The sequence below is a fragment of the Bradyrhizobium betae genome (assembly GCF_050632175.1).
Classification (GTDB): Bacteria; Pseudomonadota; Alphaproteobacteria; order Rhizobiales; family Xanthobacteraceae; genus Bradyrhizobium; species Bradyrhizobium betae_B.
In genome coordinates this window covers 152,991-176,469 of sequence record NZ_CP192576.1, presented here as the reverse complement: position 1 = coordinate 176,469, position 23,479 = coordinate 152,991, and the positions used below count along the sequence as shown (strand labels likewise).

21 protein-coding genes, 1 tRNA gene and 4 pseudogenes are annotated in these 23,479 nt (G+C 62.9%); 20 read left to right on the top strand and 6 right to left on the bottom strand.

Going from position 1 to position 23,479, the window contains the following annotated elements:
• Positions 1 to 30: 30 nt before the first annotated feature.
• Together ACQ86E_RS00930 and ACQ86E_RS00925 are read right to left on the bottom strand one after the other, a co-directional pair.
• A complete protein-coding gene (locus tag ACQ86E_RS00930) occupies positions 31 to 1,011 on the bottom strand; it encodes an NADPH:quinone oxidoreductase family protein (RefSeq protein ID WP_431203810.1) in 981 nt (326 codons plus the stop codon).
• 56 nt (positions 1,012 to 1,067) lie between these two features.
• Positions 1,068 to 3,124, bottom strand: a pseudogene (locus tag ACQ86E_RS00925) (ATP-dependent helicase).
• Between the two features lie 126 nt (positions 3,125 to 3,250).
• Between ACQ86E_RS00925 and ACQ86E_RS00920 the strand changes: the two are divergent.
• A complete protein-coding gene (locus ACQ86E_RS00920; RefSeq protein ID WP_431203809.1) occupies positions 3,251 to 3,841 on the top strand; it encodes a TMEM175 family protein in 591 nt (196 codons plus the stop codon).
• A 9-nt stretch (positions 3,842 to 3,850) separates the two neighbouring features.
• Here the strand turns inward: ACQ86E_RS00920 and ACQ86E_RS00915 are convergent, their stop codons facing one another.
• Positions 3,851 to 4,231, bottom strand: a complete 381-nt coding sequence (locus ACQ86E_RS00915) for a YciI family protein (RefSeq protein ID WP_431203808.1) — start codon at positions 4,229 to 4,231, stop codon at positions 3,851 to 3,853.
• Between the two features lie 164 nt (positions 4,232 to 4,395).
• Here ACQ86E_RS00915 and ACQ86E_RS00910 point away from each other — a divergent pair, with 164 nt between their 5' ends.
• The 4 genes from ACQ86E_RS00910 to ACQ86E_RS00895 all read left to right on the top strand — a co-directional run bounded on the left by ACQ86E_RS00910 (position 4,396) and on the right by ACQ86E_RS00895 (position 6,404).
• The gene (locus ACQ86E_RS00910; protein ID WP_143845945.1) at positions 4,396 to 4,605 is read left to right on the top strand and encodes a hypothetical protein; all 210 of its coding nucleotides are present in this window, start codon (positions 4,396 to 4,398) and stop codon (positions 4,603 to 4,605) included.
• 29 nt (positions 4,606 to 4,634) lie between these two features.
• Positions 4,635 to 4,838, top strand: a complete 204-nt coding sequence (locus ACQ86E_RS00905; RefSeq protein ID WP_431203807.1) for a hypothetical protein — start codon at positions 4,635 to 4,637, stop codon at positions 4,836 to 4,838.
• Positions 4,839 to 5,185: 347 nt separating this feature from the next.
• A tRNA-Gly gene (locus tag ACQ86E_RS00900) sits at positions 5,186 to 5,259 on the top strand.
• A gap of 41 nt (positions 5,260 to 5,300) precedes the next feature.
• A complete protein-coding gene (locus tag ACQ86E_RS00895; protein WP_431203806.1) occupies positions 5,301 to 6,404 on the top strand; it encodes a hypothetical protein in 1,104 nt (367 codons plus the stop codon).
• A 653-nt stretch (positions 6,405 to 7,057) separates the two neighbouring features.
• Here the strand turns inward: ACQ86E_RS00895 and allE are convergent.
• Positions 7,058 to 7,855, bottom strand: a complete 798-nt coding sequence (gene allE, locus ACQ86E_RS00890) for a (S)-ureidoglycine aminohydrolase (RefSeq protein WP_431203805.1) — start codon at positions 7,853 to 7,855, stop codon at positions 7,058 to 7,060.
• Positions 7,856 to 8,146: 291 nt separating this feature from the next.
• On the opposite strand from allE, the gene ACQ86E_RS00885 reads away from it, so the two are divergent.
• The 11 genes and pseudogenes from ACQ86E_RS00885 to ACQ86E_RS00835 all read left to right on the top strand — a co-directional run bounded on the left by ACQ86E_RS00885 (position 8,147) and on the right by ACQ86E_RS00835 (position 17,228).
• On the top strand, positions 8,147 to 8,599 hold the full coding sequence (locus ACQ86E_RS00885) for a DUF2231 domain-containing protein (protein ID WP_431203804.1): 453 nt from the start codon (positions 8,147 to 8,149) through the stop codon (positions 8,597 to 8,599).
• A pseudogene (locus ACQ86E_RS00880) lies at positions 8,596 to 9,931 on the top strand (PQQ-dependent sugar dehydrogenase). The gene ACQ86E_RS00885 and the pseudogene ACQ86E_RS00880 overlap by 4 nt, the downstream one beginning before the upstream one ends.
• A 20-nt stretch (positions 9,932 to 9,951) precedes the next feature.
• Positions 9,952 to 10,155, top strand: a complete 204-nt coding sequence (locus tag ACQ86E_RS00875) for a hypothetical protein (RefSeq protein WP_431206642.1) — start codon at positions 9,952 to 9,954, stop codon at positions 10,153 to 10,155.
• 225 nt (positions 10,156 to 10,380) lie between these two features.
• Positions 10,381 to 11,075: pseudogene (locus tag ACQ86E_RS00870) on the top strand (glutathione S-transferase family protein).
• Positions 11,026 to 11,565 carry a redoxin domain-containing protein gene (locus ACQ86E_RS00865; protein ID WP_431203803.1) on the top strand — a complete coding sequence of 180 codons (540 nt, stop codon included), beginning with the start codon at positions 11,026 to 11,028 and terminating at the stop codon, positions 11,563 to 11,565. Before ACQ86E_RS00870 ends, ACQ86E_RS00865 begins: the two are co-directional and overlap by 50 nt.
• A complete protein-coding gene (locus ACQ86E_RS00860; RefSeq protein ID WP_431203802.1) occupies positions 11,504 to 11,773 on the top strand; it encodes a hypothetical protein in 270 nt (89 codons plus the stop codon). Before ACQ86E_RS00865 ends, ACQ86E_RS00860 begins: the two co-directional genes overlap by 62 nt.
• Positions 11,774 to 11,805: 32 nt before the next feature.
• Entirely contained in the window at positions 11,806 to 12,744 is a 939-nt protein-coding gene (locus ACQ86E_RS00855) for a haloalkane dehalogenase (protein WP_431203801.1), read from the top strand.
• 104 nt (positions 12,745 to 12,848) lie between these two features.
• Positions 12,849 to 13,439: a TetR/AcrR family transcriptional regulator gene (locus ACQ86E_RS00850; protein WP_431203800.1), complete on the top strand. Its 591-nt coding sequence runs from the start codon at positions 12,849 to 12,851 to the stop codon at positions 13,437 to 13,439.
• Positions 13,440 to 13,614: 175 nt separating this feature from the next.
• Positions 13,615 to 14,855: pseudogene (locus ACQ86E_RS00845) on the top strand (MFS transporter).
• Positions 14,856 to 15,047: 192 nt separating this feature from the next.
• Positions 15,048 to 16,277, top strand: coding sequence for a CaiB/BaiF CoA transferase family protein (locus ACQ86E_RS00840; RefSeq protein WP_431203799.1), 1,230 nt, complete (start codon positions 15,048 to 15,050; stop codon positions 16,275 to 16,277).
• Positions 16,278 to 16,421: 144 nt separating this feature from the next.
• The gene (locus ACQ86E_RS00835; protein ID WP_431203798.1) at positions 16,422 to 17,228 is read left to right on the top strand and encodes an outer membrane protein; all 807 of its coding nucleotides are present in this window, start codon (positions 16,422 to 16,424) and stop codon (positions 17,226 to 17,228) included.
• Between the two features lies 1 nt (position 17,229).
• Here the strand turns inward: ACQ86E_RS00835 and ACQ86E_RS00830 are convergent, their stop codons facing one another.
• Entirely contained in the window at positions 17,230 to 19,557 is a 2,328-nt protein-coding gene (locus tag ACQ86E_RS00830) for a tetratricopeptide repeat protein (RefSeq protein ID WP_431203797.1), read from the bottom strand.
• A 111-nt stretch (positions 19,558 to 19,668) separates the two neighbouring features.
• Between ACQ86E_RS00830 and ACQ86E_RS00825 the strand changes: the two genes are divergently transcribed.
• From ACQ86E_RS00825 to ACQ86E_RS00810, 4 genes are all read left to right on the top strand, one after another.
• Positions 19,669 to 20,547 carry a 3-keto-5-aminohexanoate cleavage protein gene (locus ACQ86E_RS00825; RefSeq protein ID WP_431203796.1) on the top strand — a complete coding sequence of 293 codons (879 nt, stop codon included), beginning with the start codon at positions 19,669 to 19,671 and terminating at the stop codon, positions 20,545 to 20,547.
• 157 nt (positions 20,548 to 20,704) lie between these two features.
• On the top strand, positions 20,705 to 20,920 hold the full coding sequence (locus ACQ86E_RS00820; RefSeq protein ID WP_431203795.1) for a hypothetical protein: 216 nt from the start codon (positions 20,705 to 20,707) through the stop codon (positions 20,918 to 20,920).
• 96 nt (positions 20,921 to 21,016) lie between these two features.
• Entirely contained in the window at positions 21,017 to 21,409 is a 393-nt protein-coding gene (locus ACQ86E_RS00815) for a RidA family protein (protein ID WP_431203794.1), read from the top strand.
• Positions 21,410 to 21,562: 153 nt separating this feature from the next.
• Positions 21,563 to 22,291: a T6SS phospholipase effector Tle1-like catalytic domain-containing protein gene (locus ACQ86E_RS00810; RefSeq protein ID WP_431203793.1), complete on the top strand. Its 729-nt coding sequence runs from the start codon at positions 21,563 to 21,565 to the stop codon at positions 22,289 to 22,291.
• A 455-nt stretch (positions 22,292 to 22,746) separates the two neighbouring features.
• Here ACQ86E_RS00810 and ACQ86E_RS00805 read toward each other — a convergent pair whose 3' ends face one another.
• A complete protein-coding gene (locus ACQ86E_RS00805) occupies positions 22,747 to 23,406 on the bottom strand; it encodes a TetR/AcrR family transcriptional regulator (RefSeq protein ID WP_431203792.1) in 660 nt (219 codons plus the stop codon).
• Between the last annotated feature and the right edge of the window lie 73 nt (positions 23,407 to 23,479).

Genomic DNA, 23,479 nt, shown 5'->3' with positions numbered 1-23,479 from the left:
CCCGGCTGCGCGGAGTCCGTCACCGGTGCGCTAGGACGAGATCCGCACGACCATCTTGCCGAGTGCGGCGCGCGTTTGCATCGTCTTGAACGCCTCGCGAAAGTCTTCCAGTGCGAAGACGCGGCCGACCGCGGGCTTCAGCCTGCCATCGGCGAGCCATCCGGTCAGTTGCGACATCAGGCGCTTCTGAATGTCAGGCTCGCGCACGGGAATCTGCGCGAGGTCGACGCCGAGCAGGGCGCCGCCCTTCAGCAGCGGCAGATTGAACGGCAATGCGGGAATGGCGCCGCCGGCAAAGCCGACCACGAGATAGCGTCCGCGCCAGGCGATGGATCGAAACGCCTGCACCGAGATTTCGCCGCCGACGGGGTCGAAGATCACGTCGGCGCCGTGTCCTCCCGTCAAATCCTTGAACGTGTCGCGCCAGCCGGCCTGCGTGTAGTCGATCACCGCGTCGGCGCCGTGCGCCCGTGCGAAGGCGCGCTTTTCCTCTGTCGATGCCGCCGCGATCACGCGGGCGCCGAGCAGCTTGCCGATCTGCACGGCCGCGGTGCCGGTGCCGCCGGCCGCGCCCAGCACGAGCAACTGTTCACCTGCGACGATCATGGCGCGCGCGCTCAGGGCGTAGAGCGCAGTGAGATAATTGGCGCGGAAGGAAGCGGCGACCTCGGCTGCAACGCCATCCGGTAGCGGGTGGAGTGCTTCAGGCTTGACCACGATCTCTTCGGCGAGCGCGCCCGAGCGCGTCATGCCCATCACGCGCATGCCGGGTCGATAGCCTGCAGGCTCGCCCGGAGCTTCCGCCACAACGCCCGCGAACTCCGTTCCGGGAATGAAGGGCAGGGGATCCCTGGTTTGGTAGAGACCCTGGATCTTCAAGCCGTCGACAAATCCGATCCCCGCCGCCTCCACCCGAATGCGCAACTGTCCGGGTTCGATCCGCGGAGACGGAACGTCCTTCAGCGCGATCTGATCGATGGGGGCATATTGCTCGACGACGACGGCTTTCATGGCGGACCTCTGCGGCTCCTTTTATCCTGACAGGTCCCGACGCCAGTCTCTTGCGTCTACCGCCACATCCCCCGCATCCGCGCGCCGATATCGACCTTCGGGCCCTGCGCGCCAGTACGCGCAGCGCCGGCGGTGGCCTTCGGCCAGGCGGTGCGATCGAACAGGTAGATCAGGGATTCCGGGATGAAGCGGGTGCGCGAGGCGTAGACGTGGCGATCGCCCTTGGCGACCTGGCCGTGGACGAAGAAGCGCTGGGGAACGACGAGGTGCAAATCGTCCTTGGCGCGCGTCATCGCGACGTAGAGCAGGCGCCGCTCCTCCTCGAGCTCGGCGGAGGTGCCGGCGCCGAGGTCGGACGGCATGCAGCCGTCGACGACGTTGAGCACGAACACCGACTTCCACTCCTGGCCCTTGGCGGAGTGGATGGTGGAGAGGATCAGATAATCCTCGTCGCGCAAGGGCGGCCCGGATTTGTCGCTGGTCGCATCCGGCGGATCGAGCGTGAGCTCGGTGAGGAATTTCTCGCGGCTGGGATAGCCGCTCGCGATCTGCTCGAGCTGCATCAGGTCGGCGCGGCGCGTCTCGGACTCCTCGTGGATGCGGTCGAGATGCGGCTCGTACCACAGCCGCACGCGCTCGAGATCAACAGGCCATTCCGAATAGCGCAGATTCTCGATGGTGCGGACGAAGTCGGTCCAGTCGGCGCCCGTGCGCGCGGGCACCGGGAGCCGGCCGAGCGCGGCAAGCGGGTCGGCGCTTTCCGCCATCTGGTCGAGCACGCGCTGCGCGGTCGCGGGACCGACGCCCGGCAACAGATGCAGGATGCGAAAGCCGGCGACGCGGTCGCGCGGATTTTCGGCAAAGCGCAGCAGCGCCAGCACGTCCTTGACGTGCGCGGCATCGAGGAATTTCAGCCCGCCGAACTTCACGAAAGGGATGTTGCGGCGGGTCAGCTCGATTTCGAGCGGGCCGGAATGCGAGGACGTGCGGAACAGCACAGCCTGGTGCTTGAGCAGCGCGCCTTGCTCGCGATTGGCCAGCACCTCCTCGACGATGTAGCGGGCCTGGTCGGCCTCGTCGTGCACGGTGACGAGTTGCGGCTTTTGCGACGCGGTGCGGTCGGTCCAGAGGTTCTTGGTGAAGCGCTCGCGGGCAAGGCCGATGACGCCGTTGGCCGCCGCCAGCACGGGTTGCGTCGAGCGGTAATTGCGGTCGAGCGTGATGATCTCCGCGCGCGGCGAAAAGCTCTGCGGAAAATCCAGGATGTTGCGCACGGTGGCGGCGCGGAACGAGTAGATCGACTGCGCGTCGTCGCCGACGACGGTGAGCCCGCGTCCATCCGGCTTCAGCGCCAGCAGGATCGAGGATTGCAGGCGGTTGGTGTCCTGATATTCGTCGACCAGGACGTGATCGAAGCGGCCGCCGATCTCTTCGGCGATCAGCGCGTCGCCCATCATCTGCGACCAGTAGAGCAGCAAATCGTCGTAATCGAGCACGTGCTGGGCCTGCTTGGCTTCGACATAGGCCGCGAACAGGCCCTTCAGCTCGGCGGCCCAGCCGGCGCACCAGGGATAATGCGCCCCCAGCACCTTCTCGATCTCCATCTCGGCATTGACGCAGCGCGAGTAGATCGACAGGCAGGTGCCCTTGGCGGGAAAGCGGCTCTCGGTCTTCGACAATCCGCGCTCGTGCCGGACCAGGTTCATCAGGTCGGCGGAATCCTCGCGGTCGTGGATGGTGAAGGCGGGATCGACGCCGATGCGCTCGGCATATTCGCGCAGCAGGCGCGCGCCGATGCCGTGGAAGGTGCCGGCCCAGGTGAGGGCGTCGCGCATGATCGCGGCGTTGTTCTCGCCGAGCACCTTTCGGGCGATACGCTCGACCCGGCCGGCCATCTCGGCGGCGGCGCGGCGGGAGAACGTCATCAGCAGGATGCGGCGCGGATCGGCGCCTGCGACGATCAGATGCGCGACGCGGTGGGCCAGCGTGTTGGTCTTGCCGGAGCCGGCGCCGGCAATGACGAGCAGGGGGCGCCCACGGTCACGCCGTCGGCCACGCCATGCTCCACGGCGCGGCGCTGCTCCGCATTGAGCGTATCCAGATATGTCGCCACGAATCGCCCCGGTGAAACGGGGAGAATCGGCTATCGCGGCGCAGATCGCAATGCGGCTGGACGGCACCGGTGTTAAGACCTAGGGAGAAGACGGCCCAAGGTTCCAGCCCAAAGAGCGCTCCCGGCATGACTGAGTTCAAGCCCGAACAATTCGAGATGCGGCGGCTGGAATCGCTCAGCAACACCATCTTCGGCGTTGCCATGACGCTGCTCGCCTACGACCTGCCGAAGGCGGCCGTGTTCACCGGCGCGCCGGACTGGAACGATCTGGCCCGGGTCTATTCGGGCAAGCTGATCGGCTTTGCGCTCAGCTTCATCATCGCCGGCGTGTTCTGGATCAGCCATCACCGGCGGCTGGCGCGGCAGCCGGTGGGCAGCCGCGGTGCGGTGATGCTCAATTTGTTTTTCCTGCTGTCGATCGTGCTGCTGCCGGTGACCAACGGCCTCTACACCAACTATCCCCTGAGCAGCGCGGTCGCCGTGCTCTATGGCGTGCATCTGAGCGCGATCGCCGGCCTCAACGCCTGGCTCTGGTGGAGGATATTGGGCGGCTGGAGCCATGAGATCATGGCCTCGTTGTTTCCGCTGCTCGTGTTCATTCCAGGCACGATCGTGGCGGCCTTCGCGCCGCACGCCGCGCCCTACCTGTGGTTCCTTGCCTTCGGCGGCCTTCTGATCCAGCGCTTCTATGGCGCGCGGACCGGGCCGGGCGCGTAAGGCTGCTGCTCAGCCTCGTGCCCCGCCGAAACTGTCGGCCGGCACGTAAAGCTTGACCGGGCGGATTTCGTAGACGGCCGACGGGTTGACCTCGCGCAGCTTGCGCGCCGCCGAAATCGCCTCTTCCTCCGTATCGTAGTTCACGAGGTGGAAGCCCAGAAGCTGCTCCTTGGTCTCGGCAAACGGGCCGTCGAGCACCATGCCGGCGCCAGGACCGCGCAGGGTCTTGGCCTTCTGGGTGTCATCCAGGCGGGCGGCCGGGCCGAAATGTCCGCTTGCCCGCAGAGGCGCCTGGACCTCGATCACTTTCGACACGACGGCCGCGTCCTGCTCGGGCGTCCAGGCCAGGAGCTCGTCTTCCACGTGATAGGCCAGGATGGCGTAGAGCATCGTCACCTCGGTTGCTTATGTCCGCTGTCCGAAGGACGTATCACCGCCGTCGAATCCGACAAGCCCGCCGACGAAAATATTGCGTCGCGCCGCGCGTGACGAAACCGTCCTGAAACCCGATTGCCGCCTTGCGGGGTGAACGCTGCCCAAAGCCGAGGCGACTGATGGCCACCAAGAACACTTCGGAGGCGGCCATGTCGACCATCAGGATCATCTGCGACGCGCGTCGGGCGGGACAATCGGATGCCGCGGATCTGCACGACCAGAGCGGCCACCACCGCTATTACGGCAGCTCGGCCGAGAACGGCGGCGAGCGCATCGTCGAAAGCCGCCGCGGCAAGCGCCCGCGCGCGCCGAACGTCTGCGGCTTCTGAAGCCCCGCGCTTTGAGACAGCCTGCGACAATGAGCGTTCTGCAGATATCGATTGCCGCGATGCCGTTCCTGCTCTCGCTCGTGAGCAGGTCCAGCAAGGTGATTGCGCCATGCCTGCTCGCGAGCATCTTCACCGTGCTGCTCGGCGATGAGCCCCACCGGGCGGTCATGGCCTGGTGCGTCGGCACGCTGATCGCCGCCGTCGCCATGCGCGAATGGCTCCGCGCGATCTGAGCCGGCCCGCCGATGAAGGCAAATCCCAAAAGACAAATCCCAAAAGAAAAGGCGCGGCGGGGAGACCCCGTCGCGCCCGATTCTTGCTCGCTGGTCCAGGGCTGAGAGCGCCCCGATGCCAAGCCCTTCTCAGAACTTAGCGGGCGATCCCAGCGAGGTGACAGCGCTTGGTAAGAGACACTGGATCACCTCCTTTCGTTGGTTGCGGAAGACTTCAATATAGGCCGGGATGCCGCCGCTGTTAAGGGGAGGGCAAGCGACCGGGAACCAGCCCGTCCGCGAGGTACGGAAAGACCGGCCAGAGGCAGTTGAGACCGCCGCCCGGCCGTGTTAGGGAGCGCCCTGACGCGGGTGTAGCTCAATGGTAGAGCAGCAGCCTTCCAAGCTGAATACGAGGGTTCGATTCCCTTCACCCGCTCCATTTCCCCGTCGCGAAAATCACCTACGGTTCAATGAGTTGCATTGAGTGCGGACTCCGTCAAGAGTCCGAAAAAGGTTTGCGCCCTTTTTTCTAGGGCGCTCTTCGGGCGCACGATTTTCCTAAGTCGTTGTAACTTCAGTAGCGCAATAGATTCGCAGCAAGAAATCAGCAAACAGCTGGGCAGCGTGATGGGGCCGATTGCACTCTTCGACAAGTCATTCGTCGAAATGCTCAACATCGATGAGGCCGCGATCTTCGACTGCCTCTACAGCTCAATCATATGTCCGATATTTTATACGGAGGTTTTGGCTGATCTTTCCAAGGAGCCGCCTGGTCAGCGTTCAGCAGAACGAATAGTCGGCGACGTCGCGAAGAAGACGCCAATAATGCACGCTACTCCGAACATGCTTCACACTGCGATATGTATGGCAGAGCTGGCAGGCAACGCCGTTGAGATGCGCAATGTCCCAGTAAGATCGGGTGGGAAGCCAGTCCGCAGGCCAGACGGAACGGTGGGCGTCATCTATAATCAAGCGCCCGAGGCAAAGGCGTTTGATCGTTGGCAACGTGGTCAGTTCAGAGAAATTGAACGCGATTTTGCATTTGGCTGGCGCAAACAGCTTCTTGAAGCCGACGACGGACTGACGGCGAAATTAACACGCCAAATTCTTGCGATCACGCAAGAACCAAAAAATCTCGCCGAGGCCTTGGCTATAGCCAAACAAGTGCTTCAGGGTGATGGCCAGCGTTTCTGGCTTCTAAGAACGGCATACCTTCTGCTTGGACTCAATCCACGGAATTTCCAGCGCGTTCAGGCGCGATGGGTTGCGGCTGGACGACCACCCCTACACGATTTCGCACCTTATACCGCTCACTGCCTTCTTGTTGAGGTCTTCTTCAACGTAGCTATCGGGAAGAAGTTGATCTCACCTGACCGAGCTAGCAATCGCGTTGATATGGCATACTTATTCTATCTGCCATTCTCGATGATCTTCATTTCCAATGACAAGCTCCATCAAAGAGCCGCGCCGCTGTTCATGACCGACAAGCAAATTTTTGTGGACGGAGATGATCTCAAAAAGATCTCACGGCCCTCAATACCCGATATTCCATGCTGTCAGATGAAGAGAAGAGTGAAGGCTTGATTCGGATAGCCCGGTATCCACCAAATGATGACAGCTGCCTCACGACACGCATCTGGAAGCAGTTGGGAATGCCCATTGAACGGCAAACGACTACGCGCGATTCTGAGTCTCCCAGCGCGACTGAATTGCTAGCCCATGTGAAGCACATGCGGGAAGATTCAAAGCGGGGCGACAGCGCAACACGGTTCAGCCAATCGGAGTTGGAAGACCCGACTCATTTGGTGATAGAGCGCATGGTCCCACTGCGTCGGGGCAAGTGGCGTTTCATGCCAATTGGTGTTGAAGCTTCGGACAATTAGTCTAGCGAAGCTGACCAGGCGTTCGCGGCCCAGGAAAAGAAGTGATAAAGAGAGCGCCGTGGGCTGACACGGCGCTTTTTTCTTATCGCGCCCTCGCCAAAACTTCCGTTTTTCAGGGCGCTCCTTGGGCGCAATAATCCGTGATCTGCGGGTGCTTTCGGGGATCCAGCGTGAAGTTTGGAATACAGGAAAGTGCCTGTTTTACGCTGTTTGATGAACTTCGGTGATGTGGCGGGAGGGATTCCGCATCGACTTCCAAGCTGAATACGAGGGTTCGATTCCCTTCACCCGCTCCAGCTTTTGCATTGTCCGGTTAAGGTTGCTCTCCGATGGATCGGGGCTCACCCGCCCCCGTCACAGCACCACATCCCGGTTGACGTTCTTGTACAGCAGATACACCGCTTGGCTCGCACCGGTCGGATAGAATTGCTGCGGGCAGAACGAGCCCATCCAGATGAAGTTATCGACCCAGATTTCGTGCCAGCTATTGCAGAGATAATACAGGCCTTGCCCCTCCAGCATCAGCAACCCGTGCTCCATGATGTGGATCTCGACGGCTGGAAAGCAGACGCCGGGCTGGAAGAACATCAGGTTCATCTCGAAATCGAACCGCAGGTCGCCCATGGGTAGCAGGTGCTTGAAGCCGCGCCCCTGCAAGCCGGTATGGTTCGTCATCGGCATCGCCTGGTGTTGAGCGACGATGGCCGTGGGTGCCGCAATGCCGTCGGCCATTTCATAACGCTTCTTCACCGCGATGACGCGAGCGGGCGCGGTCAGATGGCAGTGCATCGCGAACGACGTTCCCGGGGGCACATAGGCAAAGCCGCCTGCCGTCAGCGAGGCCGGGGCTTCGGTGCCAATGCTGATGTCGACGGCTCCCGTCACCACGTAGAAGAAATGCTGAAGATCCACGCGGATCGGCTGGGCGGTGCCGCCCGAGGGCTCGATCTCCAGCATGAACTGGACGAAGGCGGCGCCGAGCGAGGGCGCCGCCAGGAAACGAACGGTCGTCGACGACCAGGCCGGCAGCCGGCTATTCAAGACGCCTTCGGGCAGGATGAACGCGAAGTTGCGGCCCACGACGGCGCGGCTGTGTCCGATTGCGCCGGGGCGAACGACACCGGGTTGGGCCGGCAGATCGGTGGGGTGCATCTAGAATTCCCTGGTCAGCTCGCAGAGCGTTGCGACGTGGCGAATGTGGTTCGGTTCACGCCAGCTTCTTCGATTCGATAAATGAGAGAGGAGGGTATCGCAACGCCGGTTGGCCGCTGCCCGCCATACCGGCCTGACTGACATCAGCCGGTGCCACGGCCTCGCTTCACGATGGATTGAAGCGCGCTGCTGCGCCGTATTCGCCCACGCGAACAGGTGACCGGACTAGGAACCTTTCTCCACAAGCACGAGTTGGACGTTGGGTGGGCAAGATAACACACGAGGCAAACCGTGCAGGAAGCTGTGCACGTGCGCTCGACCGCGCAAATCGCAAACCATCCAATTCATCCGATGCTGGTGCCGATACCCATCGTGTGTTTCATCGGCGCATTGCTCACCGACATCGCCTACGTCGCCAGCGCCGAGATCATGTGGGCGGATTTTTCGGCCTGGCTTCTGGTTGTCGGGGTCATCTTCGGCGTGCTGGCGGCGATCGCCGGCCTGATCGATTTTCTCGGCAACCGCCTGGTGCGGGCACAGGCGCCGGCCTGGCCGCATCTGATCGGCAATGCCGTGGTGCTGATCCTGGCGACCGTCAACGCGTTGATCCACACGCGCGATGCCTGGACCTCGGTGTGGCCCACCGGGCTCATTCTCTCAGTGATCACCGTCCTGATTTTAGCTGTCACCGGCTGGCTTGGCTGGGCGATGGTGTATCGCCACGGCGTAGGAGTTACGAGATGAAGACGATGTTCGCCCGCGCCTTGCTGTGCTCTTCGCTGCTTTGTCTTGCCGGCTGCGATGACGGCAGCGGCGATCCCAAGGCGCAGATCGGCGCTAATCCGAAGCTGCCCGAGATCCAGCAATATCTGTTGCCGCCGATGCACATCGCCCGCATCGTCGGCTGGAAGAAGGACGAAACGCCGGCGGTTGCGGAGGGTCTTCAGGTCAAGGCCTTTGCGACCGGCTTGCAGCATCCGCGCTCGATCTACGTGCTGCCCAACGGGGACGTGCTGGTGGTCGAGTCGAAGGCGCCGAAAGGTGGTGCGATCAAGCGGCCCAAGGAAATCGTGATGAGCTATGTCGAGATCCTGGGCAACGTCCGGCGGCGACACGGGCCCGAGCAACCGCATCACGCTGCTGCGCGACACCAATGGCGACGGCGTGCCGGATACGCAAAGCGTCTTCCTCGACCATCTCAACTCACCCTTCGGCGTCGCGCTGGTGGGCAACGACCTCTATGTCGCCAACACCGATGCGATCGTGAAATATCCCTACACGGAGGGCGATACGAAGATCACCGCGCCGGGCACGGTGCTGACGCCGTTGCCGGGCGGGCCGATCGACCATCACTGGACCAAGAGCCTGGTCGCAAGCCCCGATGGCTCAAAGCTCTATGTCGGCGTCGGCTCCAACAGCAACATCACAGAGAACGGCATCGAGGCCGAGCACAATCGCGCCAACATTCTCGAGGTCGACCGCGCCAGCGGCCGCTGGCGCATGTTTGCGAGCGGGCTGCGCAATCCGAACGGCCTCAGCTTCGAGCCGCAGACCGGCGCACTGTGGACGGTGGTCAACGAGCGCGACGAACTCGGCCCCGATCTCGTGCCGGACTACATGACGTCGGTGAAGGACGGCGGCTTCTATGGCTGGCCCTACAGCTATTACGGCCAGCACGTCGATCCCCGCGTCAAGCCGCAGCGGCCCGACCTCGTCGCCAAGGCGATCATGCCAGATTATGCGCTGAGTTCGCATGTTGCGCCGCTTGGCATGGCGTTCTCCACCGGCACCAGCCTGCCGGCGGCCTATCGCGGCGGCGCCTTCGTCGGCGAGCACGGCAGTTGGAACAGACAGGTCCTGAACGGCTACAAGGTCGTGTACGTGCCGTTCACGGACGGCAAGCCGAGCGGGCCGGCGCAAGACGTCGTGACCGGGTTCCTCAACAGCGACAACCAGGCACGCGGCCGACCTGTCGGCGTCGCCCTCGACAAGACGGGCGCGCTGCTGATCGCCGACGACAGCGGCAACACCGTCTGGCGGGTGACCGCCGCGCATCCGCAAGTCACGCAGCGATAGAGAATTGAAGGAGTTGGATGATGGGCCTTGCTCAATACGCAATCGTACCGGTTGAGGATGAATGGGGCGTGCTTCACGACGGCAACGTCAACGGCAAATACGCCACCAAGGAATCGGCGTTTGAATCGGCGGTGGCCGCTGCGTCCCTGGCGCTTCGACAGGGGCACGAGGTTCATGTCAGCGTGCCCGCCCGCGAAGCGGGCGAGAACGCGCTCGGCAGCTAGCGGGGGATTTTCCGGGCATCGGGGCGCCGTGAACGCCGGAGGCTTGGCCTGCGTCTCCGCCCGAGCAACCCGACATCTTGAAGCGGATTTATGCGCGCTTTCGTCAAAGGCGACTCGGCGCTTGCAATGCTGCGGCCAGTTTTATAACGTTCGATCTAAATCAGCCGGCGATGTGACGAGCGCCGTTCGTGCCCGGATGATCGACAGTTTCACGGAGCCGCCTGAATGATCCGGTTTTACTTCCACCATACGCCCAACCCCATGAAGGTGGCGCTCCTGCTCGAGGAGGCCTCGATTCCCTATGAAGTGGTGCCCGTCGACACGCTGAAGGGCGAGCAGCACACACCCGAGTTCAGGGCCATCAATCCGAACGGCAAGACGCCGGCGATCGTCGATACGGAGGGGCTCGGCAAGGGGCCGGTGCGGGTCTTCGACAGCAACGCGATCCTGCTCTATCTCGCCGAAAAATCCGGCAAGCTGCTCGGCGACCCGGCCGACCGCGGCGAATTGTTGTCCTGGCTCATGTTCGTGGCTACCGGACTGGGACCGTATTCGGGCCAATCGGTTCATTTCCGCCGCGCCGCCCCCGAGCAAATTCCGTATGCACAAAACCGCTATCTGCGGGAAGCGGAGCGGCATTATCAGGTGCTGGATGGGCACCTCGCCGGGCGGGATTTTCTCGTGGGCGACGGTTTCACGATCGCGGATGTTGCGGCGTGGGGCTGGGTCGACCGATCCAACTTCGTGCTCGGCGAGGGCCGCCTCGGGGAGTTTCCGAACGTCGCGCGCTGGTTTGCCGCCGTGGACGGCCGCCCCGCTGTGCGCGCGCGCGCGCGATCGGCAAGGGCCTCACCTTCAAGCGCGAGATGGATGATGAGGCGCGCCGCAATTTGTTTCCGCAGAACTACGTGGGTGCCTGATCACAGCGCATCCGCCGAGAGGGCAGACATGAGCAAGACACTTTCTGAGCAACTCGAGGAGTTTCTCGCCGGCTGGATGCAGCGCGTGCCGGCCGAGCGTCGCGCGATCATGGAGCGCCACATTGCTCATTTGAGCGATGTGGCGCTTGGCAAACGCGCCAGGCAAGTCGGCGACCATGCGCCTCCAATCGTCCTTCCCGGCCTCGACGGGCGGCAGTTCGACGTTTCGACCTTGCTGGCAAAAGGTCCCGTCGTCGTGACGTTCTACCGCGGCGGCTGGTGCCCTTACTGCAACCTCGAACTGAAGGCCTATCAGAACCTCCTGCCGCAGATTCGTGCCGCCGGTGCGAGCCTGGTCGCGATCAGTCCCGGAGAAGCCCGACGATACGGTGACGACTGCGGAGAAGAACGCTCTGACCTTTCCGGTGTTGAGCGATGTCGGTCAGGAGGTCGGCAAGGCATTTGGCCTCGTCTACGCCTTCACCGATGAGTTGAGGTCGGCCTATGACGGATTCGGTCTCGATATCCCGGCGAAGAACGGGGCGCCGGACGATTGGTTGCTGCCGCTCTCGGCGACCTATGCCATCGGCATGGATGGCGTGATTCTGTTCGCCGATACGGGGGTGGACTATCGCCGCCGGGCCGAACCGCTGGATGTCCTGGCGGTGCTCCAGCGATCGGCGGAAGCGGCCGAATAGGCGGCGGCGCCGATTGCAGGCTGCAGTCGGCAATGCGTAATGTGTGCGGACATGATCTTCGGGAGGAAGACGATGACCGGGTTGCGAACCCCGACGAAAATTTCATTGGCCTGCCTGGCTACCCATTCTTGCCGCATTATCGCGAAGACCGCAGCGGCTTGCGCATGCACTATGTCGATGAGGGTCCGTCGACCGCGCCGGTCGCGTTGTGCCTGCACGGGCAACCGACATGGTCCTATCTCTATCGCAAGATGGTGCCGGCCTTTGTCGCCGCCGGCATGCGCGTTGTGGCGCCGGACTTTTTCGGTTTTGGCCGGTCAGACAAGCCGGCTGATGACGCTGCCTACACGTTCAATTTCCACCGTGACTCGGTCGTAGCGTTGATCGAAGCGCTGGATCTCACGCGCATCACGCTCGTCTGTCAGGACTGGGGCGGGCTCATCGGTCTGACCATTCCGATGGACATGCAGCCGCGCTTCGAGCGGCTTCTCGTCATGAACACCACGCTCGGGACAGGCGATGCACCCCTCACGGAAGGCTTCCTGTCCTGGCGTGCCTTCTCGAACAGCAAGCCCGACATGGACATCGCGGGCCTGATGCGTCGCGCCGTGCCGACCCTCAGCGACGCTGAAGCCGCGGCGTACGCCGCGCCTTATCCCGACGCGAGATACAAGGCCGGCGTTCGGCGTTTTCCAAACCTCGTGCCGGATCGGCCGGACGCGGATGGGGCTGCGCTGTCGCGCCGGGCCCGTGACTTCTGGTCGAAGCAATGGAGCGGCAAGAGCTTCATGGCGATCGGTGTAAAGGACCCCGTTCTGGGCCCGCCGGTGATGGAAGCCCTGCGGGCGAGCATCCGGAACTGTCCGCCAGCTCTCGAACTGGCGGATGCAGGACATTTCACACAGGAGGCGGGCGCGGTGATTGTCGAAGCGGCAATGAAGAGCTTCGCAGGCGACCCCGCGGGGTCATAGGCTTTGGGCGCCTCGCGTGGCCGGAAGAGGTTCGGCATCCGGCCGGGTTGCGTTCCGTGATATCGAGGGCTTATTTCATCGTGCGCGATCGGAGCGAGGCTTGAATGGCACGGCCGAGAGAATTCGACGAGCGGGCGGCTCTCGACGCGGCGGTCCGCCGCTTCTGGTCGCGGGGATATGAGGCGACGTCGGTTCGGGATCTTGCCCAGAGCATGGGCATGACCGGTGCAAGTCTCTATAACGCATTCGGAGACAAGCGATCGCTCTACCGGCGGTCGCTGGACCATTATGTCAGCAGCAGCTTCGGCGATCGGGTGCGACGGTTCGAGAACGAGCTTGCGCCATACGACGCGCTGGAGGGGTTTTTCGCCGAGATCATCGCGCGCTCTCTTGCGGACAAGGAGCGCAAGGGCTGCATGCTGGTAAATTCGGCCCTCGAACTCGCGCCGCATGACAGGGAATTCCGCGAGGTGGTCGTCGGCGTCCTCGGCGAGGTCGAGGCCTTTTTCCGGCGCTGCGTGGAAAGGGGGCAGGCGTCGGGAACGATCACGACCACCCAGTCGAGCGAGGATCTCGCGCGCCTGCTTCTCAGTGTTCTCCTCGGACTCCGGGTGTTGGCGCGTTCGCGACCCAGTCGCGAATTGCTGGAGGGGGCCGTACGTCCGGTATTTGCACTCCTGGCGGCAAAACAGTGAGCGGCGATCCCTGTGCTGATCTTGCGCCCGGGGAGGGCTTCGGGAGGCGAGGCGGCCGCCGCCGTGCGGCTGACGCGACTGTGCCATTCGGAACCAACGTTCCCGCGCGCCGAGTCTCCGGCTAAGAGATGTCTCTTGGGCGCGATCAGCGCCTGCCGGGCGGGCGGTCTCTGGAATGCGGTTTCTGAAATCTGACAGCGGGCTCATCGGCGTCCTGCTGGTGCTGGCCATCACCCAACTCATCGGATGGGCTACGATCACCCTCCCGGCAATCGTCGGCCGCGACCTTTCGGCTGATCTTGGCCTGAGCCTGCCGGCGGTGTTCGCGGGCAGTTCGGTGTTTTATGTCACCATGGGCCTTTGCGCTCCCTGGCTCGGCAAGGCTTTTGCGCGGCACGGTGCACGCAAGGTGATGATGGTGGGCACGATCGTTGCGGTGCCGGGCTACATCGTTCTGTCCTTGGCGCATGAGCCGCTGCTGTATTTTGCCGGCTGGGTCGTTCTCGGCATCGGCGGCAGCGCGATGCTGTCGACCGGCGCCTACATCATGCTCAACGAGATTGCCGGGCGGCAGGCCAAGAGTGCCATCGGTGCCTTGATGCTGGTGTCGGGCCTGTCCAGCAGCATTTTCTGGCCGGCCACCTCGTTTCTCAGCGGTCATTTCGGCTGGCGCGTCACATGCCTCACTTATGCGGCGATGCTGTTGCTGATCTCGCTGCCGCTGTTGGCCTTCGGCGCGCCACGCCGGCCTGTGTTGAGGAGGAAGCCGGACTGGCAGCCAAGCCTTCCAAGCCTTCCAAGCCTTCCAAGCCCTCCATGCCGTCCAAGGCGACCGCGCTTCCGCGAAGCACGTTCAACCTCGTGGTCTGCGCGATCACGCTCAACGCCTTCGTCCAGTTCGGGCTAGGCGCCATCCTGATCGAGCTGTTGCGGGCCGAGGGGCTGTCGCCGGCGCAGGCGATCGCGTTCGGTTCGATGCTCGGCGTGATTCAGGTCAGCGCACGCGGGCTCGACTTCCTCGGCGGCGGGCGGTGGGACGGAATCACGACGGGGCTGGTCGCAGGCACGGCGCTGCCTGTTGCCATGCTGCTCCTGATGACGAGCGAGGGCGCGACATGGGCGGTTGCGGTCTTCATCCTGCTCTATGGTGCCGGCAGCGGCGCGATGGCGGTGGCGCGGGCGACGATTCCGCTGGTGTTCTACGACCAGGCCGAGTTCGCCAAGGCGTCGTCGATGATCGCACTGCCGCTTAATTTTGCATCCGCCATCTCGCCGCCGCTGCTGGCCGGCCTGCTTACCCAGTTCGGCAGCCGCGGTGTGCTCGGTCTCACCTTCGTCTTCTCCTGTGCGACGGTGCTGATTTTGGTCCTGCTCGGTCGCCGGCGTCCGCAGGTGGCTGCGGCGGCCGCCACCTGAGCCCGGCCGGTAATCTTCGCAGCGCGGAATTCGCCGCCCGCGGGCGATCTCCCTTGCGGGGCAGGGGATGGCCTTATGCCCGGCGTGCAGTGCTCACGGCGCGAAAATGGTGTATCCGCAGGGAGCACGGCCCGCGACCTCGCCGCCGCGCCAAGATTCAGTTCAAGATCCAGTTTCCCGGAGGAAATCGACATGTCGGCCCTGCCGCTCTCAGGCATCAAGATCCTTGACCTTACCCGCGTGCTTGCCGGGCCGTTGTCGGCCCAGATGCTCGGTGATCTCGGCGCGGAGGTGATCAAGATCGAGCGGCCGGGCACCGGCGACGACGCGCGCGCCTTCGGCCCGCCTTACCTCAACGACCCCGAGGGTAAGGCCAACAACAACAATTCGTTCTACCTCTGCGCCAACCGCAACAAGAAGTCGGTCACGGTCAACATCGCCAAGCCCGAGGGGCAGGCGATCATCCGCGAGCTCGCCAAGGACGCCGACGTCTTCATGGAAAACTACAAGGTCGGCGATCTCAAGCGCTACGGCCTCGACTACGAGACCATCAAGGCGATCAACCCCGGCATCATCTATTGCTCGGTGACCGGCTTCGGCCAGACCGGTCCCTATGCGCCGCGCGCCGGCTATGATGCCATTCTCCAGGCGATGGGCGGCCTGATGAGCGTCACCGGCCACATCGATGGCGAGCCCGGCGAGGGCCCGATGAAGGTCGGCCCGTCGATCGTCGATTACATGACCGGCATGAACACCTCGATCGGCATTCTCTCGGCGCTCTATCATCGCGACGCCAATGACGGGCAGGGCCAGCAGATCGACGTCTGCCTGTTCGACACCGTCATCGCGTCGCTGTCGCACTGGCTGCAGATCTTCCTCGTCAACGGCAAGACGCCGCCGCGCCGTGGCACCTGGGGCAATGGCGGCATGCCGGCCGGCGTGTTCCGCTGCACCGACGGCGAGCTGATGCTGGTGGTCGGCAATGACGGCCAGTTCCGGAAGACCTGCGCGGTACTCGGCGAGCCGGAACTCGCGAACGATCCGCGCTTCGTCAAGAACAACGACCGCGTCGTGCACGGCAAGGAGATCATGGCGATCTTCGCCGGCCTGTTCCTGAAGCAGCCGGTGGCCTACTGGCTGGAGAAGCTGGAGGAGGCCGGCGTGCCGTCGGGTCCGATCAACAATTTCGAGCAGGTGTTTGCCGATCCGCACGTCCAGTCGCGCGGCATGCGGGTGAAGGTCGATCATCCCTTCGAGCCCGATCTCTCGCTGATCCGCAACGCGCTGACGCTCTCGGGGACCCCGATCAAGGACTACCGCGCCCCGCCGCTGCTCGGCGAGCACACCCAGGAGGTGCTTGGCGGGAAGCTCGGCTATGACGCCGGGAGGATCGAAGAGCTGAAGAAGCAGGGCATCATCTAGCGCGTACAGTTGAGCGCGTTGCATTACACAGTGCAACTCTGCAACAGCGTGACGAAATTGCCTGAAATCATTCGATTGGAGGACGCCGGATTCGGATCCTGCAAGTAAGTCCCTGAGAGCGTATTCAACTCGACGAGGGACTTCGTGAAAAAGCGCATTCTGCTTGCCGCTGTTTCGCAAATCGCATTGGTCGCCGCAAGCGGCGCCGATGCGGCCGACATCCAGCTCAAAGCGGCGCCGCGGATCGCGGCGCCGGTCTATAGCTGGACCGGATGCTACGTCGGCGCGCATGTGGGCTTCGGCTGGGGCCGTCACGACGTCGCGGCCTCAAACTCCAGCTTCGGTCCGGGCGACGGTGCAAGCGGCAGCACCAGCACCAACGCGCTGGATTCCGGCAGTGGGATTTTTGGCGGTCAGCTCGGCTGCAACTACCAGTTCTCGGGCAATTGGGTCGTCGGCCTGCAAGGCGATTTCGCCGGCACCAGCCTTGGCGGCGAAGTCGCGGACCCCTGGGATCGGATTATCCCTGGTCCGTTTCCCGGCTCGATCGGCGTCAAGACCGACTGGCTTGCCAGCGTCACGGGGCGGGTGGGGATGACTGCCTGGGACAATCGTGCGCTGTTCTACCTCAAGGGCGGCGCTGGGTTCACCCGCAATCGTTTCGATTTCAACCGGTCGTCATACTGCTTCTATGCAGATGGCTGTCGCGACCTGAATCCGGCCGAAACCCGCGTCGGATGGACGGTCGGCACCGGTGCCGAATGGGTGCTCTCGCCCAGCCTGCCGAACTGGACGGCGTTCGCCGAATATAACTACTACGGCTTCGGCCGTGACGGGGCCAGCTACCCGGTCGGGTTTATCGGAGTCGATGCCCGTAATGCGCTCGCATCGGCCCGTCAGGACATCCAGACCGTCAAGGTCGGCGTGAACTACAAGCTGTTCACGCCGTAAGTCAGATTGTCGCTTGGTCGGCGCCGTCGGGCACCGGCACGACGGCGAAGCTGGCGGGCGCGTCGCCGCGCTGCCAACGCTCCCACATTGTGGTGTAAGCAGATTCAAGGTGCCGGCGGTAACGATCGCCGTGGAACAGGGGTTGAGACATCCGGTTCTGCTGCAGCCGCTGGCGTAACGTCCCAAGCATCGCCGGATCGGACGCGAGACGCAGCGCCAGACGTTCATAGGCGCCGAGATCGGACGTGACGAGATCCGGCATGCCGACGGCCTGAAGCAGGCTCGCCGCGACCCGTCCGGCAAAGGACTTGCCCTTGCAGGTGACAACAGGCAATCCGGTCCACAAGGCATCGGACGCGGTGGTGTGGGCGTTGTAAGGCAGGGTATCCAGGAACAGATCCGCCAGACGGTGGCGCGCCAGATGTTGGTGCTGCGGCAGGCGCGGCGCAAAGACCAGGCGTGCCGGATCGATCCCGCGCGCGGCGGCCTCGCGGCGGAGATGGCTTTCGGCGCCGGCGCGGTCGCCATAGAGCCACAAGGCGCTGCCCGGGACCTGCGCGAGCAGGCGCATCCAGACATCGAAGACCGCGGGCGTGATCTTGTAGTTGTTGTTGAAGCAGCAGAACACGAAACCTTCGGATGGCAAGCCAACGTCTTCGCGCGTGGGGATGTGGGTGGTGCGCTGTCGCCTGGAATCATTCGGCAGATAGCAGTCGGGAAGATGAACGATGTTCTCGCTGTAGAACGGCTGCTGCTCGATCGGAAGAACTGTCGCATCGCCGATGACGTAATCGTAGAAGTCAGCGCCAAGGCTGCCGGGAAAGCCGACATAGTTGACCTGGATCGGAGCCGGCCGCGCCGCGAAGATGGCCGGCCTTGCATTGACGGTGTAGCCGCTGCGGTCGATCGCGATGTCGATCCGCATGTCGTCCAACAAGGCGGCGACATCCCGGTCGCTCCGGTCCCTCACGTCGTGAAACGCGTCGAAGGCCGCTTTCAAGCGGGAGCGGATTTCGCTGCGATCGTCCGGGCCGAGCGAGATGCCGATCACCTCGAAACGCGAGCGGTCATGCAGCTCGATCAACTCCGCCGTGAGGTAAGCGGTGGGATGGTCGTGGAACCCGCAGGCCACATATGCCACCCTGATCCGGTCGTTGCGCCAATGAGCGCCGCGCCAGAGCGGGGCTGGGCGCACGGGAACCTGGTGGCGGATGTAGTGTCGGGCGCAGGCGAGATGCAGCTCTGCATCGTCGCTGTAACTGAGACAACTGAAGGCATCGAAGAAGCGCCCGGAGGCGACGCGCGTGGCCACCTGGCCGCGCAACGGCACCGTGCGCGCCCAGTCGCATGACGCAAGCGCCGTTCGGGCCAGGCCGTCGAAGGCGAAATCATGGTCGGCATCCACCGCAAGCGCCGTCTCGTAGCAACCGATCGCGTCCGCGTCGCGCCGCATTCGGGCCAGTGCGTCGCCGCGCCGGCACAGAATGTCGGCGTCCTCGGGCTGGATCGCGAGCACCCGATCGTAGTGCGCGATCGCCTCGTCCTCGCGCATCAGCCCGAGCAGCGCGTCCCCCAGATTGACCAGGGCTTCGCGATAGTTGTCCCTGACGGCAATCGCTGTCTCGTAATGCGCGATCGCCTCGTCGCTCCGGCCGAGCGCGCGCAGCGTGTTGCCGAGGCTGTTATGGGCTTCCGCGTAATTGGGCCTGATCGCGATCGCCGCGGCATAGGCGTTCGACGCATCGTCCAGCCGCCCGATGGCGCGCAACGCGGTGCCGAGATTCCAGCGGGCCTCGGCATAGCCCGGGTTGATCTGGATCGCCCTTTGATAGTGCGGGATGGCCTTGTCGGATTGATCCTGCAGGTGATGGGCATTGCCGAGATTGTTGTGGGCTTCGGCGTAATCGGGGCGAAGCGAGATCGCCTTCCGGTAGCGCGCGATCGCGTCGTTCGGTCGGCCGAGCCGTTGCAGGGCATAGCCGAGATTGTTGTGCGCCTCGGCGAAGCCTGCCTGCAACGCGATGGCCTTCTCGTAGCTGCGGACCGCCTCGTCGAGGCGGTCCAGCCCGGTCAGGGCGAAGCCGAGCAGATGATGCGCCTCCGCGGAGCGCTTGTCGGCCCTGGTGGCACGGCGGAACAGCGGCTCGGCATCGGCAAGCCGGCGCTGGTCCAGCCGCAGCATGCCAAGCCGGAGCAGCGCACCGGAATGCCGCGCGTCCTCGGCAAGGACGGCTTGATAGAGCTGCTCGGCCTCCCGCACCCGTCCCTGATCGTGGGCGAGAGCGGCTTGCTGGAACATCAACTGCGGATGACCTGAAGTGGGATGCATCGTCGCTTTTGTAAGCTGGCGCGCAATGGGCAGCAAGCTGGCTTCAAACCGTGACGCCTGATCACAAATCAGTATAAGGATGAGGCAACAGGAGAGGGCGGAGTACCATCGATGACATCAGGCAAGACCATCATCACCTGCGCGATCACGGGCAACCTTACCAAGCCCGAGCAGTCGCCGTATCTGCCCATCACGCCCGAGCAGATCGCGACGTCCGCGCTGGAAGCGGCCGAAGCCGGTGCGGCCATCGCACACATCCACGTGCGCGATCCCGCCACCGGGCGGCCCTCGATGGAGATCGATCTCTATCGCGAAGTGGTCGAGCTGATCCGCGCCCGCAACAAGAGCCTGGTCATCAACCTCACCACCGGCCCCGGCGGGCGCTTCGTGCCCTCGGTCGAGGATCCTCGCGTCGCCGGCCCGGGCACCACGCTGCTTCCGCCCGAAAAGCGCGTCGAACATATCGAACTGCTCAAGCCCGACATCTGCACGCTCGACCTCAACACCATGAATTCCGGCGGCGAGGTCGTGATCAACACCCCGCGCAACGTCCGGATCATGGCCGAGCGGATGAAGGCGGTCGGCGTGCTGCCCGAGATCGAGCTGTTCGATTCCGGCGATTGCCATCTGGCACGCGACCTGTTCGCCGACGGCACGCTGAAAGGCCCGGGCCTGTTCTCGCTCGTGCTCGGCGTGAAGTACGGCTTCTCGGCCACGCCGGAGACGATGTTCTACGCCCGCAGCCTGCTGCCGCCGGGCGCGATCTGGTCCGGCTTCGGCATCGGCCGCGCCGAATTCCCCATGGTGGCGCAGGCCTTTCTGCTCGGTGGCCACGTCCGCGTTGGCATGGAAGACAATCTCTATATGTCGAAGGGCGTGCTGGCGAAGACCAACGCCGAGCTGGTCGCGCATGCCGCCAGCATCCTGAAGAGCCTGGGCGCAAGCGTCGCGACGGCAGCCGATGCGCGCGCGATGCTGGGGCTCGGCTGATCGGCATCGCATAAATCGTGACCTCAGCATGACGCACGCGCGGCCTTATGCGAAGCTTGCGCGCAATCCCCAGATAAACCCTATCCGTACAGATACAGGCTTCCGCTTCGCGCGCGAGTCAGATCTCGATCTCTTCACTGGGTTCGGGAGAGAGCGAATGTCGTACACGATCGGGTTTCAGTCCAAAAACCAGAAGGCAGTTCTGGCGACCGAGGCCGCAACGGCCAACCAGGCCGTCGCCATCATTGCCGCGCTGCGGCGGAGTGCCGATGAGATAAAGTTCATCCGCTCGCCGCAGGAAGGCGACATGGGTATCGAGATGCTGCTGCTGCTCGCCAAGGAAGAGGCCGAGGAGATGCCGCAGCGGGCATGACCCGCTCCGCGACCACACTTCGATCAAAAGCGAAGCATGCCGGCTGCAATATAATGTAGCCGTCTAGCACTCTCGCTCGAACCGAAGGTGGCCGCCATGAAACGCGAAGCGCTCCGCGTCGAACCGATCTCGTCCTTTCTCGATCGGCGCAATGCGCCGGTCTCGCCGGTGACACGCGCCGGCAACATGATCTTCGTCGCCGGCCTGCCGCCGTTCGACCCCGAGACGGGAGAGATCGGCGGGATGCCGATCGAGCGGCAAAGCGAGATCGTCATGGAGCAGATGAAGCTGTGCCTTCAGGCGGCCGGCGCTTCGCTGGACAATGTCATGAAGTGCAACGTCTACTGCACCTCGACGAAACACTTCGCCGCCTTCAACGCGGTCTATGCGCGCTACTTCCCGACCGATCCGCCGGCGCGGATCTTCGTCGTGACGCCGGAATGGTTCGGCCCCTTCGACGTCGAGATCGACTGCATCGCGATGGCCTGAGAGACCTAGTTCAATCTCTGAACGGCCGGGCAAACGGAATGGAGCTAAATCACAGATAGTATTGCAAATGCTTGAAGCCTTCCGGTAGTCTAGCTGCAAGTTTTCGCGCAGGTCAATATTGCTGATCTTGCCGTACCCCGGAAGAAATAGCCCTTGAAACATCTCATTTCGTTGATTGACGGTACTTGGATTTCTCCAAACAGAATTGGAGCAGGCGAAACTCACTCGAATATCTACAAGATAAATCTGCTTCTAGCTGATGACTTTGCATCAGATCGTAAGCAGCAGATCGTATTCTATAGCCGCGGTCTCGGTGCAGTTTCTGGAGTACGCCGTTATACTTCGGGAGGCTTTGCGTACGGAATCAAAGAAGAAATCGAAGACGTGTATATTAACATCGCGTCCAACTACGTTCGCGGTGAGACGAACGATAGCTCGGACAAGATCTATCTATACGGCTTCTCGCGTGGGGCTGTGATCGCCCGCGTCGTCGCGGCCTTGATCTCAAATATTGGGCTTCTCTATCCTTGGGAAATTGATGCCTTTCCCAAGATTTGGCGCCTTTATCGAGAGAAACAGGTCTTCTTGGACTATCACCGTCCACCTGAGTGCCATGAGCGTGCCGACATAGAGTTTTTGGGGGTGTTTGACACCGTTTATGGGGGAAACGACGACGATGCTTCGGCTGAGCGCCGCTTGCAGTTTGCAGGAAGGGTGCTTTCAAGGAATGTGAAGAATGCCCTTCACATCCTCGCCATTGACGAGCAAAGGCCATTCTTTCGTCCGCTCCTTTGGGAAGAATCGGAGGATACGAACGCGGTCGCCCACAAGGGAATGAGGCAGATATGGATGCCAGGAGTCCATGCTGACATAGGGGGTTAGCGGCGCCGCTTTTCTTGGTCAGATGAGTCTTCTTACGATGATCGATGCAACAACGGCGAAGACTGCGTTAGCCTTCGATGAGGATCGAATAAGTAAGCTTCGTTCATCCGTCGAAGAGTCTTATCTTGCAAAGAATGTTTCGGTTTCGAATGAATGGTCAAGGTTTTGGTCGCTGGCGACCGCTGCAACGCTTCGTTCCAAGCTCGTCCGAAAACCTACAGCTCTAGGCGCCAATCAAGCTTTGCATTTCTTGTGCAAGCAGTTGCGGCACAAGAGTTTTACCGTACGACGCCAGCGCCCAGAATATGCTTATGATTCTAGCTTCGATAGATGTCCCGTGATCTCGTTGCCGAAAACCTACAATTGGACATGGGATCCCTAATTAGTGATGTAGGTAGCCGCCCTTAGTCTTTGCCATGCTGTCTGTGCCCCCAAATCGAACAGATTTCTTTGGCCTAACGCGCGTTTCGAACCAACACCTTCGTCTCGACCTTTCCCGCCGTCAGCGCCATCGTCGCCACGTTGACGACGCGCGCGACCACGTCCTCGACGTCGTCGAGATCGCATTTGCCTTCGGACAGCTTCGTCAGCCGCTCGCTTTCGCGGATGGTGTGGTGCGCCATGGCGAGCGCGAAGTTCAGTCCCCAATAGATATCGACGTCGCTGCGGTCGGGCAGGGCGCGGCGCATCGCGCCAGCGAATTTCCTGAGATGGTCGATCTCGCGGTTCTTGATGCGGCGGATCGGCGGCACGGATTCGATCGAGGCGCGGATCATGAAGCGTGCCGCGGTCGAACGCTGGTTCTCGGGGCCGAGGCAGCCGCGCAGGGTCGGGCCGACGAGGGCGTGCAGGATCACCTCGATCGGCGCGCGCCCGCCGCCTTGCTCTTCCGCCGCTTTCAATTCGCGCAGGCGTTCGCGGTTGGTCGCGATCGAGCGGGTGACGAATAATTCCGCGATCAACTCGTCCTTCGAGCCGAAATGATAGTTCACAGCGGCCAGGTTGACATTGGCCTCCGCGACGATGTCGCGCAGCGTCACGTCGCCGAAGCCGCGATCGGCATAGAGCCGTTCGGCGGCGGCGAGAATGGCAGACCTCGTATGATCGCTGGCCATGGATGCCCTCAGGGAGGGGAGTTGCAATTCAAACACTTGTATGAAACTATCGTTTGAAGGCCGGAGAAAGTCA

Coding starts and splice junctions, on each gene's coding strand:
- ACQ86E_RS00930 (WP_431203810.1), bottom strand. CDS start 1,011: ATGAAAGCCGTCGTCGTCGAGCAATATGCCCCCATCGATCAGATCGCG.
- ACQ86E_RS00920 (WP_431203809.1), top strand. CDS start 3,251: ATGACTGAGTTCAAGCCCGAACAATTCGAGATGCGGCGGCTGGAATCG.
- ACQ86E_RS00915 (WP_431203808.1), bottom strand. CDS start 4,231: ATGCTCTACGCCATCCTGGCCTATCACGTGGAAGACGAGCTCCTGGCC.
- ACQ86E_RS00910 (WP_143845945.1), top strand. CDS start 4,396: ATGGCCACCAAGAACACTTCGGAGGCGGCCATGTCGACCATCAGGATC.
- ACQ86E_RS00905 (WP_431203807.1), top strand. CDS start 4,635: ATGAGCGTTCTGCAGATATCGATTGCCGCGATGCCGTTCCTGCTCTCG.
- allE (WP_431203805.1), bottom strand. CDS start 7,855: ATGCACCCCACCGATCTGCCGGCCCAACCCGGTGTCGTTCGCCCCGGC.
- ACQ86E_RS00875 (WP_431206642.1), top strand. CDS start 9,952: ATGGGCCTTGCTCAATACGCAATCGTACCGGTTGAGGATGAATGGGGC.
- ACQ86E_RS00865 (WP_431203803.1), top strand. CDS start 11,026: ATGATGAGGCGCGCCGCAATTTGTTTCCGCAGAACTACGTGGGTGCCT.
- ACQ86E_RS00855 (WP_431203801.1), top strand. CDS start 11,806: ATGCGTAATGTGTGCGGACATGATCTTCGGGAGGAAGACGATGACCGG.
- ACQ86E_RS00850 (WP_431203800.1), top strand. CDS start 12,849: ATGGCACGGCCGAGAGAATTCGACGAGCGGGCGGCTCTCGACGCGGCG.
- ACQ86E_RS00840 (WP_431203799.1), top strand. CDS start 15,048: ATGTCGGCCCTGCCGCTCTCAGGCATCAAGATCCTTGACCTTACCCGC.
- ACQ86E_RS00830 (WP_431203797.1), bottom strand. CDS start 19,557: ATGCATCCCACTTCAGGTCATCCGCAGTTGATGTTCCAGCAAGCCGCT.
- ACQ86E_RS00825 (WP_431203796.1), top strand. CDS start 19,669: ATGACATCAGGCAAGACCATCATCACCTGCGCGATCACGGGCAACCTT.
- ACQ86E_RS00820 (WP_431203795.1), top strand. CDS start 20,705: ATGTCGTACACGATCGGGTTTCAGTCCAAAAACCAGAAGGCAGTTCTG.
- ACQ86E_RS00815 (WP_431203794.1), top strand. CDS start 21,017: ATGAAACGCGAAGCGCTCCGCGTCGAACCGATCTCGTCCTTTCTCGAT.
- ACQ86E_RS00805 (WP_431203792.1), bottom strand. CDS start 23,406: ATGGCCAGCGATCATACGAGGTCTGCCATTCTCGCCGCCGCCGAACGG.